Annotated in this window: 20 protein-coding genes and 2 other annotated features; of the genes, 5 read left to right on the plus strand and 15 right to left on the minus strand. The window is 33.0% G+C overall.

What is annotated here, in order from left to right:
- Window positions 1-137: 137 nt before the first annotated feature.
- From RAH41_RS12330 to trpE, 11 genes are all read right to left on the minus strand, one after another.
- On the minus strand, window positions 138-857 hold the full coding sequence (locus RAH41_RS12330; protein WP_331222774.1) for a YjjG family noncanonical pyrimidine nucleotidase: 720 nt from the start codon (window positions 855-857) through the stop codon (window positions 138-140).
- Window positions 858-885: 28 nt separating this feature from the next.
- Entirely contained in the window at window positions 886-1,368 is a 483-nt protein-coding gene (locus tag RAH41_RS12335) for a DMT family transporter (RefSeq protein WP_331222775.1), read from the minus strand.
- A 27-nt stretch (window positions 1,369-1,395) separates the two neighbouring features.
- Entirely contained in the window at window positions 1,396-2,094 is a 699-nt protein-coding gene (locus tag RAH41_RS12340) for a Crp/Fnr family transcriptional regulator (protein ID WP_331222776.1), read from the minus strand.
- Between the two features lie 26 nt (window positions 2,095-2,120).
- Window positions 2,121-2,546, minus strand: coding sequence for a DMT family transporter (locus tag RAH41_RS12345; protein WP_331222777.1), 426 nt, complete (start codon window positions 2,544-2,546; stop codon window positions 2,121-2,123).
- 516 nt (window positions 2,547-3,062) lie between these two features.
- Window positions 3,063-3,851 carry a tryptophan synthase subunit alpha gene (gene trpA / locus RAH41_RS12350; RefSeq protein WP_331222778.1) on the minus strand — a complete coding sequence of 263 codons (789 nt, stop codon included), beginning with the start codon at window positions 3,849-3,851 and terminating at the stop codon, window positions 3,063-3,065.
- A 2-nt stretch (window positions 3,852-3,853) separates the two neighbouring features.
- On the minus strand, window positions 3,854-5,053 hold the full coding sequence (trpB, locus tag RAH41_RS12355; protein ID WP_331222779.1) for a tryptophan synthase subunit beta: 1,200 nt from the start codon (window positions 5,051-5,053) through the stop codon (window positions 3,854-3,856).
- Window positions 5,054-5,659 (minus strand): phosphoribosylanthranilate isomerase, encoded by a 606-nt coding sequence (locus tag RAH41_RS12360; protein WP_331222780.1) that lies wholly within the window; start codon window positions 5,657-5,659, stop codon window positions 5,054-5,056.
- Entirely contained in the window at window positions 5,656-6,444 is a 789-nt protein-coding gene (trpC, locus tag RAH41_RS12365) for an indole-3-glycerol phosphate synthase TrpC (protein WP_331222781.1), read from the minus strand. The genes RAH41_RS12360 and trpC overlap by 4 nt, the downstream gene beginning before the upstream one ends.
- Entirely contained in the window at window positions 6,445-7,473 is a 1,029-nt protein-coding gene (gene trpD / locus RAH41_RS12370) for an anthranilate phosphoribosyltransferase (protein WP_331222782.1), read from the minus strand.
- A complete protein-coding gene (locus tag RAH41_RS12375) occupies window positions 7,445-8,056 on the minus strand; it encodes an aminodeoxychorismate/anthranilate synthase component II (protein ID WP_331222783.1) in 612 nt (203 codons plus the stop codon). The genes trpD and RAH41_RS12375 overlap by 29 nt, the downstream gene beginning before the upstream one ends.
- Window positions 8,031-9,410 (minus strand): anthranilate synthase component I, encoded by a 1,380-nt coding sequence (trpE, locus tag RAH41_RS12380; protein WP_331223035.1) that lies wholly within the window; start codon window positions 9,408-9,410, stop codon window positions 8,031-8,033. The genes RAH41_RS12375 and trpE overlap by 26 nt, the downstream gene beginning before the upstream one ends.
- Before the next feature lie 110 nt (window positions 9,411-9,520).
- Window positions 9,521-9,778 (minus strand) — a binding site (T-box leader).
- Window positions 9,779-9,822: 44 nt separating this feature from the next.
- Window positions 9,823-10,073: a binding site (T-box leader), on the minus strand.
- A gap of 236 nt (window positions 10,074-10,309) precedes the next feature.
- On the opposite strand from trpE, the gene RAH41_RS12385 reads away from it, so the two are divergent.
- From RAH41_RS12385 to RAH41_RS12400, 4 genes are all read left to right on the plus strand, one after another.
- Complete coding sequence (locus RAH41_RS12385; RefSeq protein WP_331222784.1) at window positions 10,310-11,800, plus strand: spore germination protein; 1,491 nt, start codon at window positions 10,310-10,312, stop codon at window positions 11,798-11,800.
- Window positions 11,797-12,888 carry a GerAB/ArcD/ProY family transporter gene (locus tag RAH41_RS12390; protein ID WP_331222785.1) on the plus strand — a complete coding sequence of 364 codons (1,092 nt, stop codon included), beginning with the start codon at window positions 11,797-11,799 and terminating at the stop codon, window positions 12,886-12,888. Before RAH41_RS12385 ends, RAH41_RS12390 begins: the two co-directional genes overlap by 4 nt.
- 14 nt (window positions 12,889-12,902) lie before the next feature.
- The gene (locus tag RAH41_RS12395) at window positions 12,903-13,985 is read left to right on the plus strand and encodes a Ger(x)C family spore germination protein (protein WP_331223036.1); all 1,083 of its coding nucleotides are present in this window, start codon (window positions 12,903-12,905) and stop codon (window positions 13,983-13,985) included.
- Between the two features lie 118 nt (window positions 13,986-14,103).
- Window positions 14,104-14,688: a DUF47 domain-containing protein gene (locus tag RAH41_RS12400; RefSeq protein ID WP_331223038.1), complete on the plus strand. Its 585-nt coding sequence runs from the start codon at window positions 14,104-14,106 to the stop codon at window positions 14,686-14,688.
- Between the two features lie 47 nt (window positions 14,689-14,735).
- Here the strand turns inward: RAH41_RS12400 and RAH41_RS12405 are convergent, their stop codons facing one another.
- The 4 genes from RAH41_RS12405 to RAH41_RS12420 all read right to left on the minus strand — a co-directional run bounded on the left by RAH41_RS12405 (window position 14,736) and on the right by RAH41_RS12420 (window position 17,655).
- Window positions 14,736-15,530, minus strand: coding sequence for an SDR family oxidoreductase (locus tag RAH41_RS12405; RefSeq protein ID WP_331222786.1), 795 nt, complete (start codon window positions 15,528-15,530; stop codon window positions 14,736-14,738).
- An 82-nt stretch (window positions 15,531-15,612) separates the two neighbouring features.
- The gene (locus RAH41_RS12410) at window positions 15,613-16,497 is read right to left on the minus strand and encodes a LysR family transcriptional regulator (protein WP_331222787.1); all 885 of its coding nucleotides are present in this window, start codon (window positions 16,495-16,497) and stop codon (window positions 15,613-15,615) included.
- A gap of 90 nt (window positions 16,498-16,587) precedes the next feature.
- Entirely contained in the window at window positions 16,588-16,785 is a 198-nt protein-coding gene (locus RAH41_RS12415) for a hypothetical protein (RefSeq protein WP_331222788.1), read from the minus strand.
- Between the two features lie 156 nt (window positions 16,786-16,941).
- Window positions 16,942-17,655 carry an MBL fold metallo-hydrolase gene (locus tag RAH41_RS12420; RefSeq protein ID WP_331222789.1) on the minus strand — a complete coding sequence of 238 codons (714 nt, stop codon included), beginning with the start codon at window positions 17,653-17,655 and terminating at the stop codon, window positions 16,942-16,944.
- 279 nt (window positions 17,656-17,934) lie between these two features.
- Here RAH41_RS12420 and RAH41_RS12425 point away from each other — a divergent pair, with 279 nt between their 5' ends.
- Window positions 17,935-19,269: an APC family permease gene (locus RAH41_RS12425; protein ID WP_331222790.1), complete on the plus strand. Its 1,335-nt coding sequence runs from the start codon at window positions 17,935-17,937 to the stop codon at window positions 19,267-19,269.
- Window positions 19,270-19,341 lie beyond the last annotated feature (72 nt).

Here is a 19,341-nt window from a genome sequence, read left to right on the forward strand (position 1 = left end):
AATGATTATTATTCCAATATTTTCTAGTTTATAAAAACAAAAAAAGCAAAAAGTATATAACTTTTTGCTTTTTTAGTGTAAAAAATGTTCAAAAATTAATTAAAAATTCGAGTGAAATCTTTGTTTTTTAAGCGTTATTAGTTAGATGAAGTAACTAATACCTTCTCTTCTAGATTTAATATCTTATAAAGTTCACCTAGTTTTTGTACTTCATAGGTTGGAACTACATCTGAACCATTTGAAATCATTTTTGGATTGACCCAGCAAGTATCAATTCCTGCCCCTGCCCCACCAATTATATCCGCGCTAAATGAGTCGCCAATAATAAGTGTCTTATCTAATTCAATATTTGGAATTCGATCAAATACATATTGAAAGTATTCTTTCATCGGTTTTTGATAACCAGTATCTTCAGAAACAAAAATGTCTTTAAAGAAAGGAAAAATACCAGCCGCATTCAAACGTTTATATTGTGTTTTTGAAACTCCGTTCGTGACAATAAATAGATCGAACTCATTCTGAAGACTTGTAAGTAATTCATACGCACCTTCAACTAATTGATTTCCCTCTCCTAAATAACTTTGGTAAGACTGTTCCAGCAGAAAACCGTCAACTTCAATACCAAACTCTTTAAATAAAGTTGAAAAACGTGTGTTAACCACATCATCTCGACTTATTTTACCTTCTTCAAATGACTTCCAAAGTCCATGGTTTATTTCTTTGTACCTTGACTTTATTTCATCTGTTAATGGTAATTTTTGATCCTTAAATAGAGATTGTAATGCTACTTTTTCTGCTGCACCAAAATCTAATAATGTATCATCTACATCTAATAATAATGTTTTGTATGTTTTCATAACATTTCCCCATCTCTATTTATTTAATTCATATTTTACTAGATTCATTTTTAACTAGCTTAATCCGTTTAAAACTAATTCCATTTAATTTAAAAATTAATATACCACTTATAATTAGCAAAACACCAATTAATTGCTTAGAAGAAAATGGAACTTTCTCAAGTCCAAGCCATCCTCTAGAATCAAATAATAATGCAAACATTAATTGAGAAGTAAGAACAAGTGATATAGCATAAGTTGGCCCTAAAATTCTAGTACTTTTCGTTAAACAGAAAACAACACCTACACCGACAATTCCGCTGATCCAATACCAATTTTTCATATTATTCAAAACAAATAATTGCTTACCTTCAAATAGTAGACCCATTACAAAAGAGGCTAAAAAGCCCATTCCTAATACAAATGTTGTCGTTACCCATATTCCTGTCCGCTCATTTACTTTACTATTGAATATATTTTGTAAACCAATAAGTGCTCCTGAAATTAAAGATAATATTAAACCATAAAGCAAAATTCACACCTCCAAAAATAAAATACTTTATTCATAAATATTATTACTAGCAAGAACACTCAAACCAGCTCGATCCTTAATAAGAATCCCCCCATTTTTCCGCTCCACTAGGTCATTCTTACAGAACTGTTGAATTACTCGATTAACATGTCGATAACTTGTTCCGATCAGATTCGCTGCATCTTTAAGATTAATCGTTCTTAAATTATCCATAAGTAAAGAATTCGTTTCATCATATGAAACTGATAATAGATAACTCGCTAGCCGAACTTCTACTGGATACATTAAATTAAAACTCATCGCATTCGACTTAATATGAAACTTTTCCGTGATGATGTCTAGTAAGAACTGAAGAAATGGTGCATAGTCTTTACTAAATTTTTTTAGCCATCGATAATCAACAGCAATCATTTCAACCTCAGAAACAGCCTCAACCGTATTTATATAATTTGAACCTCTTACATATTCAATGTCGCCAATTAATTCAAGGGGCTTTTTAAATGAAAGAATTAATGTTTTACCCTCTGCTGTAGTTGTATAAACTTTAACTTTACCTTTTACTAAAACAAACAAAGTTTGTGGTAAGTCTCCTTGGGAACAAATAAGCTCACCTTGCATGAATCGATGAAGAGTCATATGAGCTTTTAAATCCTCATTAAAGACATCTTCAATATGAAGTTCAGCTAAAAATTGATTAATTTGTTCAATATCACTAGTAACTTTCAAGTTAACTTCACCTCCAGCAATTACTTTTAAGATCCTAGCACGACTACACCAATTATCATCATACCAATTCCCAAAAATTGCGACGGACTAATATTTAGCTTTTTTACTCCGAACCAGCCTCTACTATCATTGATAAAAGTGTAACTTAACTGTGCAATTAAAAGGGTTGATATTGAAAATGTAACTCCATTGAGGTGTATCGCTGTTACGTTACCAAAAATAATAAATGCTCCAAGTGCTCCACTTGTTAAATAGATTGGATTTACTTTCTTAACATCAGCTAATTTTTTATCTTTTATTAATAGTAGAACGAATAAAGCTACTATAAAACCTGTAAACTGCGTAATTGTAGCTGCTTGCCAAGTACCAATATCACTGCTAATTTGTGAATTTGCTACTCCTTGTAGTGTAATAAGTGCTCCACCAACAATTGCTAGTATAATTCCTTTCATCTTTTTCTCCCCTGACATATTGATTTCTTCATTATTAAACGATATTGGGTGGTTGTTTGGGAAGGACATATGTCCTAGAAAGAAAAATGAGTGTATTTTGCAATTGTGGAAAACTGTTTAAATCATCTATATTTCTGTGGATAGTTTGTAGTTCTATTTAAGTGGGTGTGAGATATTTTTCGGATACATGCTATTATGTGGAAAACTTCTTATAAAAATGTGGAGAACTACTAAATTAGTGGATAGTTTGTCATTGATTTTTTTAGGAACAGTCCATATTTGTGGATACTTTTGAATCATTCGTCAATTATGTTACTGCAGATAAAATTCGATAATCGCAATTAAATTCTTGAAATCGAAAATTAATCCTTTCAACTAAACACCTAAAAAAACAGAAAGATATTCCCCATATTCAGCTATCTTATATCGCTAAGCATATTAAGAGCGAGAAAATACCCCATAAAACATAAGTACCATAAAAAAATCAGGCCACAGATATGGCCTGATTCATTTTTATTAAATTACTTCCTCGCTTACTAAACTTGATTCCATTAAAAGTTTAATTTCATTGATTTTATTTTGATTAAATAAATCAACAATTTTACTTCCGACTATGACTCCATCACAATCTTTACTTAATTCCTTTACTTGTTCTGGATTAGATACACCGAATCCAGCTATTACAGGTTTATTACTAATTTCTTTAACGCTTTTTAAAAAAGATGAGAGGCTGGCGTCTAGCTCATTTCGAACACCGGTAATCCCTTTTACTGTTACTGTATATAAGAAACCTCTTCCTCTTTCAGCAATTTTAATGATTCGATCTTTTGGTGTAGCCATTGTGACTAATCGAATTAGTTCTACCCCAAATTCTTCAAGTTGATGAATGATAATCTCTTCTTCTTCGATTGGTAGATCGGGAATAATACAGCCGTCCACTCCCGCTTGCTGAAGGTCAGATACGAATCTGTCAATTCCATAAGCTAATATGGGATTCATATATGTCATGACAATTAAAGGTACAGAAATTAATTTACGAACTTCTTTTATTTTTTCAAGTACAGCTTTTAAAGTTGTACCAGCTTGTAATGCTCGAATTCCCGCCTGTTGAATGACTGGTCCGTCTGCTACTGGGTCTGAGAATGGAATACCTATTTCGATTGCTGATGCGCCAAATTTTTCTAGTAAAGCAAGTCTTCCTCCTAATACTTCAAGGCCACCATCTCCTGCCATTACATATGGAATAAATAGCTTTTCACCTTTTTTAAGTCGTTCTGAAAATTGGAATTCAATTCGATTTAACATGATTATTTGCCCTCCTTTAATCGCTCACGAACAGTATGAACATCTTTATCGCCTCTACCTGATAAACAAATGACTAAGTTTTCATCTTGCTTCATCGTTGCTGCTAGCTTTATTGCGTATGCAACTGCATGTGCACTTTCTAATGCTGGGATAATTCCTTCTAATCTTGCTAGTAATTGGAATGCATCAAGTGCTTCTTCATCTGTGATTGATTCATATTTTACTCGTTCAATATCCTTCAAATAGCAATGCTCAGGACCTACCCCCGGATAGTCTAGCCCCGCAGAAATTGAATGTGCTTCTTGTATTTGACCATCTTCATCCTGAAGTAAATACATTAGTGCACCATGTAATACACCTGGAACACCGTTTGTTAAAGATGCTGCTTGCTTATCAGTTTGGATTCCATGCCCTGCCGCTTCTACTCCAAATAACTTTACACTTTCATCCGTTATAAATGGATGGAACATACCAATGGCATTACTTCCTCCGCCAATACAAGCTACTACTGCATCAGGAAGTTTACCTTCCTTTTCTAAAAATTGTTGTCTTGTTTCTTTTCCAATTACACTTTGGAAATCTCGTACCATCATTGGAAAAGGGTGTGGTCCCATTACGGATCCTAATAAATAATGAGTGTCATCTACATTTGCCACCCAGTAGCGAAGTGCTTCATTTACTGCATCCTTTAGTGTCGCACTTCCTGATTCAACACTAATCACTTTTGCGCCTAGTAATTCCATTCGGAAAACATTCAGTTCTTGTCTTCGTACATCCTCAGCTCCCATGAAAATAACACATTCTAAATTTAATAGAGCACAAACTGTTGCAGTTGCTACACCGTGTTGTCCCGCTCCTGTTTCAGCAACAATTTTTCGTTTACCCATTCGAATGGCAAGTAATGCCTGACCTATCGCATTGTTAATTTTGTGTGCACCAGTATGATTTAAGTCCTCACGTTTTAAATAAATACTGGCTCCGTTAGCATGCTTAGTTAAATTTTCTGCAAAGTAAAGAGGTGTTTGGCGACCTACATAATCCTTTGATAATCGATCAATTTCCTCCATAAATGTTGGATCATCTTTAATAGTTGAATAAGCTTCTTCTAATTCACTTATGGCTTGAACAAGCGTTTCAGGTATATATTTCCCTCCATAAATACCGAAATGACCTTTTATATCTGGCAGTGTGTACGTAGACATTTAAATTCCTCCTAATTTAACTTTTTTTATAAAACTTTTTATTTTTTCTTCATCTTTTTTCCCGTTCGTTTCGACTCCACTACTTACATCAACCATTATTGGTTTTACGACGTCACATGCTGGTATTACATTCTCAATCGTCAGTCCACCGGCTAGAATCAAATTATCTATTTTCTTTGATTTAACAAGGTCCCAGTTAAACGTTGTTCCATTTCCACCACGATATTTTCCACTCGGGCTATCAACTAAAATATAATCACAATCATATTCTGCGATTTTTTCAACGTCCTTTTCCGATTGAACTCGTAATGCTTTGATTACTGGAAAAGATAATGAACGACAAAATTCTGGGGTTTCATCTCCATGTAGCTGAAGATGTGTCAAGCCAATTTCCTCGTAGATTGATTCTAATGTCTCCCTTGTTTCATTTACAAAAACGCCAACCTTTAACACCGATTCTGGCAATGATTCAATGATTTTTTTTGCTTCAGAAATTTCAATTTGACGTTTACTTTCTGCAAAAACAAAACCAATTGCATCAGCTCCAGCGTTTACTACACTTTTCGCTGTTTTTAAATCGGTAATGCCACAAATTTTCACTTTCACTGCTTAGCCTCCTTTAATATAGGAACCATCAACTCACTCATGTTTGATGATAATTCATTGCTCCTCATTAGTGCCTCTCCGACTAAAATTCCATTTGCGCCAGCATCCCTTACACGTTTTGCATCAAACTGATTGAAAATTCCACTTTCACTAATAATGAATCCTCCATCTGCTTGAATAAGTGGTGCTAATCTTTCTGTTACACCCAGATTCACTTCAAATGTTTTTAAGTTTCGGTTATTAATGCCGTATAGTCCTGGCCTAATTTTTAGTGCTTTTTCTAAATCTTCCTCGTCATGTACTTCCATTAAAACTTCAAGATTATGCTGCTTAGCATATTGATATAAATGATTTAGTTCTATAAAAGGTAATGCTGCAGCAATTAGTAGTATAATGTTTGCTCCATGCTCTTTTGCGATATCTATTTGAACTGGATCGATAATAAAATCCTTGCACAATATAGGAATATTTACGGAATCACGCACGATTTTCAGATCTTTAAAGGAACCCTTAAAGAAAGTTGTATCAGTTAAAACAGAAATTGCGGCTGCTCCATTTTCTTCATATTTCTTTGCTTGTTCTGCCGGATTAAGATTTGTATTAATATCACCTTTTGATGGGGATGCCCGTTTAAACTCTGCAATGATTGAAAGATGGTCTGCAGCTTTTAACTTTTCAATTAATGATAGATTCTTTGTTTCATTCTTTATTTTTCGACTAATAGCTCTTAAACTTTTAATTTCGATTTGTTTTTGAGAAATAATTCGATCTAAAATGGTTTCCATTTAAATAACCTCTCTTTTTAGTTTGCTGGTTTTTTCAACTAGTTTTTGTAATTTATCATAAGCTGCACCAGAATCGATGCTTTCTTCAGCCTTCCTAATACCATCTGTAATTTGATTGACAATTCCTGAAGTATAAATTGCTAAACCAGCATTTAATAAAACCGTATCCCTAAAAGCTCCTTTTTCTCCTTTTAATACTCGAAGAAGGATATCCGCATTCCTCTTTGCATCTCCACCTTTGATTTCTGTATTAGGGTAATAAGTTAATCCGACTTCTTCCGGATGAAGTGTCATCTTTTTCAGCTCATTATTTTCTAATAGGACGATATGATTCTCACCAGCTAACGATGCTTCATCTAGATGCCCTGCACCGTTTAATACAATCGCTCGTTTACGTCCTAATTTATTTAGCACTTCTGCAAAAACTTCTAAATAATCTCTTCTGTAAATTCCTAATAGTTGGGTCTCTAATTCAACTGGATTTGTTAAAGGTCCAATTAAGTTAAAAATGGTCGGAATTTGTAGCTCACGTCTAACCTTCATAACTTTTTTCAATCGTGGATGAACATATGGAGCAAATAAAAAGGTAATTCCTATTTCATCTAAAAGCTCCTCGGAAGCTTGTGTTGGAATCGATAGCTCCACACCTAATTGTTCTAATACATCAGCACTACCTGTTTTGCTAGACATGCTACGATTTCCATGTTTTGCAATTGGAATTCCACTCCCCGCAATAACAAACGCTGATGTTGTACTAACATTAAAACTCGATGAATTATCTCCACCAGTCCCACAATTATCAATGACATTATGAAACTTCCTAGTAAATCCGACCGTGTGATTTCGAATCGCGTTTACTAGTCCTGCTATTTCGTTTACTGTTTCACCTTTTGTTTTTAAAGCAATTAGAAATGCCGCAATTTCACTATCTGATATTTGATCATCCTGTAGAATCCTACCGACAGCTACTTGCATTTCTTCTACTTTAAACGACTCACGGTTAGCTAAGCGTTGAAGGTACTCTTTCATTTTTTAATTCCTCCTTTATTTCATTTAAAAAGTTTAATAAAAGTTGTTTTCCGTATTCTGTTCCAATCGATTCCGGATGAAATTGCATTCCGTAGATTGGATATTTTCGGTGTTTAATGGCCATGATTTCTTGATCGTCCATAGCGAATGCTAACGTTTCAAATAATGGCGGTATCGTTTCCTTTTCAATTACTAGTGAATGGTATCGCATAACTTCTAACGGTTGAGACATGTAGGCAAATAAATTACTTCCATCATGCCTAATTTTTGATGTTTTACCATGCTTGATTTGTCCAGCTTTAATAATTTTTGCGCCGAATGCATAACCAATTGCTTGGTGCCCTAAGCAAATCCCTAGTATTGGGATAGTCTTATAAAAAGTTTGAATGAGTTCATTTGTTTCCTGTTTCTCTTCGGGTTTACCAGGTCCTGGAGATAGAATAATTGCTTTTGGATTCATTACTTTTATTTCATCAATCGAAATTTTGTCATATCTAGCGATTATCAATTCTTCGCCAAGCTCTCCTAAAAATTGATAAAGATTATAAGTAAAAGAATCATAGTGATCTATTATTAAAATCATGATTTTCCTCCAAAAAAGCTTTTAGTTTATTAATGGTTTCTTCATATTCTTGTTCGGGTTTGCTGTCATAAACAATACCTGCTCCTGCTTGAATATAGGCCATTTGATTTTTTAATATCATCGTTCGAATAGCTAATGCAAAATCAAGGTTTCCATTAGCGGATACATAACCTACTGCACCAGAATATACCCCTCGCTTGGAACTCTCTAATTCATTAATGATTTCCATTGCTCTAATTTTAGGTGCTCCAGATACGGTACCAGCGGGTAAGCAAGCAATAAGAGCATCAAGTGAAGTATGTGGTTTTTTTAATTGGCCGCTAACTTCGGAAACGATATGCATTACATATTTGTATCTTTCAACTTTCATATATTTATCTAATTTGATTGTTCCAAACTCGCAAACTTTTCCTAGATCATTTCTTCCTAAATCAACAAGCATTTTATGCTCAGCGAGTTCTTTCTCATCCTGTAATAAATTCCTTTCGATTATTAAGTCTAGTTCATCCGTTTTCCCTCTTCTTTTCGTACCGGCAATTGGATTTGTTATAACCTGATTTTCTTTCACTTTAATTAAACTTTCAGGGGAAGTACCCGCAACAACGCTATCACCAAAGTCGATATAATACATATAAGGTGACGGATTTTGAATTCGTAATTTTCGATAATAATCAAATGGATTCCCCTCAAATTTTGCTCCCATTCGATGTGATAGAACGACTTGAAAAATATCTCCTTTTTGAATAAATGACTTCGCCTTTTCGACCTTAGACATATAGTCTGCTTTACTAACTTCAGACTCAAAAGTAGAAAATACAACTGGTTTAACTCCCTCCTCTTGATTTGAGTTAGATAAAATTACTTGCTTATACTTCTGAATTTCGCTTTTCAATTCTTCTAATGTTGTTTCATCGGAAAGCTTTGTTCCAACCAAATGAATTTTCTGTTCCAAATGATCAAATATAATAATGACTTCAAAAAACATTAAATGGAGATCCGGCATTCCGATAACGTCCTCCAGCTCATCACCGATCTCTTCAAATTGACGAATCATATCATATCCTACATACCCGATTCCCCCACCAATGAAAGGTATATCCAATCCCTCTGAATAATCCTGCTTTGGTAGTAACTCTTTCAGTTTTAAAAGAGGATTTCCAACAAACTCTTCTTTTTTGCCATTTTTATAGATGATTTGACTACTTTGATTTGTTCCAATCAATTCAAAAGCTGGTTTGGAACCAACAAATGAATAACGGCCAGAATCTTTATGCTTATATGAGCTTTCAAATAGAAACTTTTTACTAGCGTTCAATTTTTTAAATAATGAAATTGGTGTAAACAAATCCCCCATTATCGTCTCAATGATTATTTCTGCTTTGTTTTGTACTGACAATTTGTTCGACCTCCAAAGGTTTAATAATGAATAAAAAAAAGTCCCCTATACGCACAAAGATTGTGCATATAGAGGACGATTAGTTGCTACCGCGGTACCACCTCAGATTGGATCAGATTTATCTGGATCCCACTTTTCGGATACGGGAATTAGTTGCAATTCCGATACCCTATCCTTTTAACGGTGGAAATCCGTGCATCCCTACTTTATTGTTCAAGATGCCTCTCGTAAGCCCATTCGATAAAGGTTCCTGTATTAGACTCCCACCATTGTCTAACTCTCTGTGACATTCACCAATATTTACTCTTCTTACTCAGCGATTTATTATTATTTAATTTTAAAGAAATACAAAAAGGGCCCCTCGTCTTAAAAAAAGGACGAGAGACCCGTGGTGCCACCTTCATTAGCTGATTAACAGCTCGCTTTGTCGATATCCAATCAACTTTCCATTGAATACCCGTCTTTTGTAACGAGAAGACTACTCGCCAAAGCCTACTACTTATTTAAGGTTCGGTTTGAATGCTCAGAAGTCCATTCGCGATTACTTTCACACTGATTCACACCAACCATCAGCTCTCTTTAGTTTCCGTAATCGTTACTACTCTTCGTCAACGCAAAGTAATTATAGATGTTTATATAAATTAATTGTCCTTATATTATTATGCAAAAAACAAAAAGTCAACAAGTTTATTTCTACAAGATTCGATTTTTTTACTTTTTAGATTACTAATATTTTACGTTTTTTATTCTGAAAAACTGAATCATATATATGTTTTTTATATAAATCTACATTGCATACACAACCTAATTTTGGAAAGAATAAAGCCAATTAGACCTTCCATCAAAGAGGTATCAATATGAGAACCAAAACAACAACGATGAGTTCATATAAAGATGATGACGTTTTAACAAACAATCTTAAAAATAATATTGAAATGATACAAAAATACTTATGCCATACAGAAGATTTAATCGTTAAGATTATTCATAAAAATGCTCAGATTTTTGCAATATTGTTTCTTGAATCAATGATAAAAATTGAGGCACTTCAATCATTTATTATTGAACCTATTTTAAGAGAAACAAAGGATGAAACAGGCAATAACGTCAAATCGTTTGAGATTAAAAACTCAACAAATCTTTCAGAATTAGGCGATAGTTTATTAGACGGGTTTTGTCTAATTTTAGAAGGAAATTGTTCAATTGGAAAATTAGCAGCAGCAGCAGATGATAAGGAACGTGCTATTCAAGAACCGGCTAATGAACAAAATATTAATGGTCCTCACGATGGTTTTGTAGAAAGTATTAATACAAATTTACAATTATTGAGAAAAAGAATTCGTACACCTGAGTTAAAGATTAAGTATTTTACGATTGGTTCGATTACAAATACTAAGGTTGCTATGGTTTATATCGATTCAATTGTAAATCGAAAACTTGTTGAGGTCATAGAAGAAAGAATTTCAGGTCTTAAACTAGATAGTCTTCGATCAACAGGACAACTCGAAGAATTGATTGAGGATAGTACGTTTTCACCATTTCCACAAGTATTAAATACAGAAAGACCAGACCGGGCTGCATCTTATCTTTTAGACGGAAAAATAAATTTACTTGTAGATGGCAATCCAACTGTTTCTATTGTTCCAATTACCTTTTTCGCTTTTTATCAAGCCCCCGATGATTATAATCATAGATGGTTGATTGGTTCATTTTTTCGAATTATTAGGGTATTTAGTTTTATAATTGCAATTAGCTTACCTGCCATATACATTGCAATTGTATCTTTCCACTCTGAAATACTACCAATCGGTCTTCTTTATTCGATTAGGGTTTCTTTAGAGTTTGTACCATTTCTACCTCTCGTAGAAGCTTTTGCAATGCAAATCATATTAGAGCTGTTAAAAGAAGCTGCTATTAGACTACCTTCTCCTATTGCTCAAACAATTGGTATAGTTGGTGGGCTAGTTATTGGTACAGCAGTAGTTGAAGCTCATTTAGTATCAAACACTATGATTGTTGTAATTGGTTTTACAGCAATTGCTTCTTTTGTAGCACCAGTTAGCGAGATGGGTACTAGTATGAGGCTATTAGGCTTTCCGACGATGATCATGGCTTCAGTACTCGGTTTCTTTGGGATCACTCTGACTTTAATGTTAATTTTTATGCATATGTGTAAATTAAAATCATTTGGCATGCCATACTTTTCACCGATGGCACCTTTTAAAAAGGAAGATATAAAAGATACTTTCTTTAGACTCCCTTCATGGAAACAAAATACTCGACCAACTGATACAGTTCCCCAAAAGATTGTACAGCAAAGAATATCTAGGGTGTGGAAGAAAAAATGATAACGAATAGTAATTCGATTTCAAAATTACAGCTCTACTTTTTTATTGTCCAAAGTCAAATCGGTATTGGACTTCTTTCATTACCAAATGCCGTTCAAAGTACGGCCAAAGGTGACGGGTGGATTTCTACCATAATTGCAGGAGTAGCAGTCCAAATTACATTATTCATATACTGGCTTTTACTAAGAAGATTTCCAAATGCTACATATACAGATATTACAAAAAAAATTTTAGGTAAATATGTAGGAAAGTTCTGTAACTTAGTTATCTATATCTATTTTATTATGATCGGAAGTCTGGCTTGTGCTCTTTTTATCAGAAGCATCACTCTTTGGTTATTACCATTAACTCCTATGTGGGTACTATCGCTAATTATTATTTTATCAAGCATTTATCTAACAATTAGTGACCTAAGGATCATATCAAGATTTTTTGTATTAGCATCCGTTTTAATCATCCTTCTTTTTTTACTATCGTTTTTTACCTTTTATTTACCAAAAGATTTTCACTATATTCGACCTATTGGGCAAGCAGGAGTAAAAAATATTATTTTAGGAAGTCATAAATCATTACTCTCAATATTGGGATTTGAAAGTCTTTTACTAATTTTTCCTTTTGTGCTTGATACTGAAAAAGGAATATTAAAAACTGTGAGCCTTGCTAATTTGTCTGTGACATTATTCTATACATATTTTACTTTTATTTGCCTATTAAGCTTTAGTCCAACACAACTTTTGCAAATTAGGGAACCTGTTTTATATTTATTTAAAGCCCTTTCGTTTGAAATGATTGACCGCTTAGATTTGATCTTTTTATCGGTCTGGATTGTACCAATGACAACCTCGGTAATTCTTTATTTATTTTTATCAGCTAAAAGTATCAGTAATGAAAGATCATTTAAAAAAAATGTATGTATTAGTGGCATCTTAATTTTTTTCATAACACTCATACCATTGGATGAGGATCAACTCGCTATCTTTGATAAATATGTAACTTATTTCAGTTATGTGGTTGTATTTGGACTTCCTTTCATTCTGATTTGTCTATCGTTCATCATTTCGAAAACTGAAAGGAGTGAACAATTATAAGAAAATCACTTTTAATAACCTTATGTTTGTTTATCTTATTTTTAACAAGCTGTTGGGATCAAAATCTATTAGTAAATAAAAAAATGGTTAATGGGATTAGCTTCGATTTAGATCAAAACGATAATGTAATAGCTACAGTTAGAGCTTTAAATATTGAAAATAAAGGTGCAGGACAGTTTGAAGTTAAGGACGAACTTGTTAAAGTAAACCGTCCTAGTGTATCTGGAATGGAAGTTGACATTAACAATAAACTACCTGGCTTAATTGATGTAAGTAAGGCACATATTATTTTAATCGGAAGAGAACTTGCTAGAAAAGGGATTTATCCCTATTTAGAGCTTTTTTATCGACCTAGACAAGCCTATGTTTCTACTAGAGTTGTAATAGCAGAAAATAAGGCTTCAGACATTATTAATCTCAATCCTGGAACTAGCCCAATAGCATTTGTGATTCTAAAAGGGCTAGAGGCTGCTGAAAATACTACAAAGATTCCTAAAGAAACTGCTTTTACAGCATGGACACAAATTACAGATACAGGTCGAGATATCGTTTTACCTTTTGTCACAAAAGACGAAGATGATAAAATTACAATCGGTGGAATAGACCTATTTAATGGGGATAAATTTTCAGGAATTAGCTTACCTAATGAAAAAGGAAGCCTTTTATTGTTACTAATGGATCGATTAAATAAATATGCTGAAATGGTTGTACAGTTAGGAGACCATCGTTCAATTTCATATAGAGTAAAAAAAATAAAAAGAGATTTAGATTTAAAAGTAGATAAAAAAACTAATAAAATAACTTGTAGTCTTCATTTAACGATTGATTTAACAATTACTAGTTATACAGGTAAGGTAGGAGAAAAGCTTAACAAAGACAAAATAAATAAAGATGTTTCAAAAATTCTTACTAAACAGTCTAATGAAATCACTAAATCACTATTGGAAGCTAATTGTGACGCTTTAGGGATTGGCGGAATCTTATCTAGCACTTATCCGAATTTATGGAAAAAAATAAATTGGGACAAAGAATATAAGAATGTTAAGTTCAAAACTTCCGTTAAAGCAAAAATTGATCGAACTGGACCAGTTTTTTAAGAATCATATTTATAATATTTCATTCTCTTGAGCAACATAATGTAAGGGTTTGAATCAATCTGTATTTTAGGAGGAACCATACTTGAGACTAGGTAAAAAAAATGATACATTCTTTGAAATGCTCTTAAATATTGCAAACAATTTGAATGAATGTTCGATTTATTTTGATGACTTTAAAATAAAAAATGCTACCGATTTAAAAACATTCTCTGAAAAAATGAAGGCTTATGAAACAAAAGGTGATACATATATTCATCAAATTATTGTTGAATTAAATAAAACATTTATTACACCAATTGAACGTGAAGATATACTAGAACTTGCTAATAAAATGGACGATGTACTCGACGGAATGGAGCAATGTTCAGCAACATTTGAAATGTACTCCATCGTTCAAATAGATGAATTTATGGTGAAGTTTGTTAAAAATATACGCAGTGCTTCCAATGAAATATTAAAAGCAATTCAGTTACTTTCAAGGAAGAAATTATTAGAAATGCGCGTACACGCAATCCAAGTAAAAGATTATGAGTCACAGTGTGACTCGTTATTACGTACTTCCATTAAAGAGCTATTTAAAAATGAAAAAGATCCAATTAAAATTATTCAGTTCAAAGAGATTTATGAGATGCTAGAAGCAGTTTCTGATAGTGCACAAGATGTAGCAAATACACTTGAACAGATTATTATGGGTAATGCGTAATTTAATAGAAACTAAAAAATACAGCCTAATTATTAGACTGTATTTTTTTATCTCTCATCTAAAAGTTTTTTGGTAAGTCTTCTAACGAGTGATCGTGGAATGAATCGAACGGATTGAGCTAAAATTTTATTCTTTATACCTATAACAACCACAGTTTTCTTCATACTAACTGCCTCATAAGTCAACTTTGCAACTTTTTTGGGGTTCATAATTTTACCTTTAAATAGTTTTGAATGATTCCCACCAGATGAATTTATAATTCCCGTTCTAGTAGGTCCTGGACAAACAACTGTTACGGTAACTCCTGAATGTCTTAATTCCTCAGAAAGAGCTTCACTAAATGATAATACATAAGCCTTTGAAGCTGCATAGACAGACATTTTTGGCCCTGGTTGAAAAGCTGAAGTAGACGCAATATTAATAATATGTCCCGATTTTTTTTGAAGCATTTTGGGTAAGAAGTATTTTACTAGCTCTGTTAAAGTAACAATATTTAAGTGAATCATCTTTAATTCTTTATTTAAATCAGTCTGATCAAAATCTCCATATAGGGCAACCCCAGCATTATTAACTAGAATATCAATCTCCATTTGGGATGTTGTAACTTGATCAAAAATTAACTTAGCAGAATTTACTTTAGAAAGGTCTTCTGTAATAACCAGTACTTTTATATTGAACTGCTTCTTCAAAGAATTAGCCATTTCTTCTAATTTCATTTTATTCCTAGCAACTAAAACTAAGTTGAAATGATCCTTTGCAAATAATTTAGTTAACTCATAGCCGATTCCTTCCGTTGGCCCGGTAATTAAGACTGTTTTACCCTTTTGTTTTTTGACCGTCATTTTGATTATCCTTTATCTTTTTATCGTTTGAACACTTATCGTTTAACTATATGTTCATATTAATAAAAAAAGGATTTCTACTTTATTTCTCGTAATATTTCTTAACTAACTCAATAAATATTTCCATCGATTTTGTTTGTAGTTCGATTTTATCTGTGATAATTGAAAAATTCCGTTGAATAGGTGTCCCCTCTACCTTTAGGTAATCAATGGTATTTAACTGCTTTTCTTTTTTTATTGCTAGCTCAGATAGATAGGTAATTCCCATGCCAGCTTCTACAGCTTCTTTAATTAATTGTGTACTACCGAATTCAATTATATTTTTAGGACGTATCTTTAACAATTCAAATAATCGTTCAGTCGCTTCCCTTGTTCCAGAACCTTCTTCCCTAACAATCCAAGTTTCATTTTCAATTTGATTCAATGTCACGGCTTCAATAGCGAATATTTCGCTCTTTGTTCCAGCTATAATATACATTTCATCATTTGCAAAAGGCTGGATATTTAAATTTGTGTGAGTCGCTTCTCCTTCAACTATGCCAATATCAATTTGATAACTTAATGCTGCCTGAACAATTTCTCGAGTATTCCCTATTTGTACTGATGGAATGACATTGGGGAAAAGTCTCTTCATTTCCGCTAAAATTTGCGGTAATACATATTCACCAAAAGTATAACTTGCACCTATTTTAAGATGACCACTAGCCTCATTCATCAGGTCATTTACAAGTGTCGACATACGTTTGTATAAACTAGTTATTTCCTTTGCATGCAAATAGACGATTTCTCCAGCCTTCGTTAGCTGAACATATTTATTTGTTCTAATTAAAAGTTTTGCACCGATCTGCTTCTCAAGTAATTGAATTTGCTGACTAACGGATGGTTGAGTCATATGTAACTCTTCAGCCGCTCTTGAAAAGTTTCTTTTTTCAGCGACCGCCATAAAAACTAAAAGAATTTGATCCATATCCTATCTCCTAGTATCAGATTTACTTATTATCAATATTATCATCATTTATTTTTCTTATGATAGGAAAGATAAATAGAAAAGGCTGATTCAAAATGAATCAGTCTTCTTTGATGACTTAACTTTTCGAATTAAGTTAATTGCAAAGTATGCTAAAACCATAAAGACAAGATAGATAATTGCATAAAACCAGTATTCTTTATTGGTAAGTTTATTACTTAGGAGACTTAAAATGAAGAATGTTGTAAATGAACCTAATAAAAGCCCAATTAATGTTTTTAACCTCATTACAATGCACTCCCATTTAAAGTAATTTTAGGTATTTTAAAGAAACCCTTTTACAGTCTATATAGTTCATTATTGGTAAGAATATTCCATTCTAACCTTTTAAAGTGCAAATAAGCTTTCTATACACTACTTCTTATAAAAACGCTGATTAATTGGTCAACAATCCGATACCCTTTTACTATATTGAACTCCGATATTAATTAATTCACTTATAAACTCCTTAATATTTCCTACTAGGACACCACCATGTCCGGTACACATTACACGACTATTAAACTGATTTATTTTTTTTAGCCCACTTAGAAACTGATCTATGTGTTTTGTTGATACTCCACCATCTCTTAAATATTTTACCCATTCATTTCTAAGGTACTCTCCTTTAGAGACTAGTCCATCTTTTGATAAAGGATCACCGAAGAAACATAAAAAATCACCCGTAAAAACTGTTTTTGATGGGCGATGATAAAAAACGACTGAACCTGAAGTATGATATCCAACTAATTCATACTCAAACTCCTTTATTACTTCAAAAGCTTCCAGGTCATTACTAAATTGAGCTAATTCAAGTGAATCAATTAATTCATTATCATTTGAATGGATAAATTTCTTAGCGTTTTTAAACATACTAGAACCTTCAATATGATCTTCATGTCCATGTGTAGCTAAAAAGAGAAGGACGTCTTCTGGTGTTTTACCTAATTCGCCCAGAGCTTTCCTAAGATACTTAGAGTGGTTTCCTTTTCCTGAATCAATGATCGTAACTCCATTTTCTTGAATGATAAAATAGCAATTATTATACGACTTCCATTCGGTATCCCATACCGCTAAAACGTATATGTTATCTATCACACGTTCAAATAAAATTTCCACGTCTTCACCTCTCGAATAATGTATTCGATGTTTAATTAAAAAATCGGTCTGAAATACCCACATTATAGTGTTCGATATTTACGACTAATAACCTTTTATCAATTTGTTTTCTAGTCATAATGAATAAATATTATGAAAGATTTAACATAATTAATGGGTCTTATCCTCTCAAAATTACATAAGAAATAATTTTAATTTTTCAGAAAAAAATAGATTAGAAATTTAATATGCTATAATCTTTCTAATTTTATAAATATAGTCCTGGAAGGAGAGTTTAATGTGGAAAAAGAAGTAAATTTAAAGAAGAATATTGGCTTTTTCGTATCAACGTCTTTAGTAATCGGTACAGTAATCGGTTCTGGAATCTTTATGAAACCTGGGATAGTGCTGTCTTCAACTGCTAACTCTACTATGGCTCTTTTAGCGTGGATTATCGGTGGTGTTATTACACTAGCAAGTGGATTAACAATTGCTGAAGTAAGTGTAAAAATCCCGAGAACTGGTGGATTATATGCTTACATTGAAGAGGTTTATGGTGAGAAGTGGGGATTTTTATGCGGTTGGGTACAAACCCTCGTCTATGGACCAGCTGTTATGGGTGCTCTTAGTCTTTATTTTGGCTCTTTACTGGCAGATTTTTTTGGTTTTCAAGGAAGTAGCAAAGTTATTGGTATTATCACGATTATATTACTTGGTAGCCTAAATATACTAGGTACTCAACTTGGTGGATTAATTCAAACAATCTCTACTGCAGGTAAACTAGTTCCTATTATTTTAATTGCTGTTTTTGGTATCCTTCAAGGGGACGTATCAGTTTTTAATGCAGAGAGTGGTAGTTCTACTCAAGCACTTAGTATGGGCGCAGCAGTATTAGCGACTCTATGGGCATATGATGGTTGGATGAATGTAGGCTTTATGGCAGGAGAAATGAAGAATCCTTCAAAGACTCTTCCTAGGGCAATTATTTCTGGTATTGTTATTGTTATTTTGGCTTATCTTTCTGTTAATATCGCAATGTTGCATGTTTTATCTGCAAGTAAAATTGTTGAATTAGGTCCTAATGCAGCTACTGCGGCAGCTTCTTCATTATTTGGTAGTATCGGTGGAAAAATTCTTGCCATCGGAATTCTAGTTTCTATTTTTGGCTGTCTAAATGGAAAAATTCTTACATTCCCAAGGGTTACATTTGCGATGGCAGAACGAAACTTCCTACCTGGTTCAAAAGTATTATCTAGTATTCATCCTAAATTTAATACACCAGTAGGCTCAACAGTTTTTCAAATCGTTTTAGCATTAGCAATGATGATATTCTGGAACCCAGATCGACTTTCTGATATGGCTATATTCGCAGTTTTCTTATATTATGGACTAGCATTTTATGCAATCTTCATATTACGTAAAAAAGATAAAGGTGGAAATAAATTATATAAAGTGCCTTTGTACCCTATTACTCCGATTGTGGCAATATTAGGCACACTTTACATCATCGTTAGTACGATTATAAATGCACCAATAGATGCACTTGTATCAATTGGTATTTCAATTGTTGGTTTACCTGTCTATTGGAGACTAAAATCGACTATTAGAAGTGACGAAAAATATAAAGCAAGTTGATATATGAGTAACATTTAAGGTTAATAAAAAGCAGGTAAAGGACTTTAATCTTTACCTGCTTTTTATGTTTTC

The organism is Gottfriedia acidiceleris, assembly GCF_036421055.1.
Classification (GTDB): Bacteria; Bacillota; Bacilli; order Bacillales; family Bacillaceae_G; genus Gottfriedia; species Gottfriedia acidiceleris_C.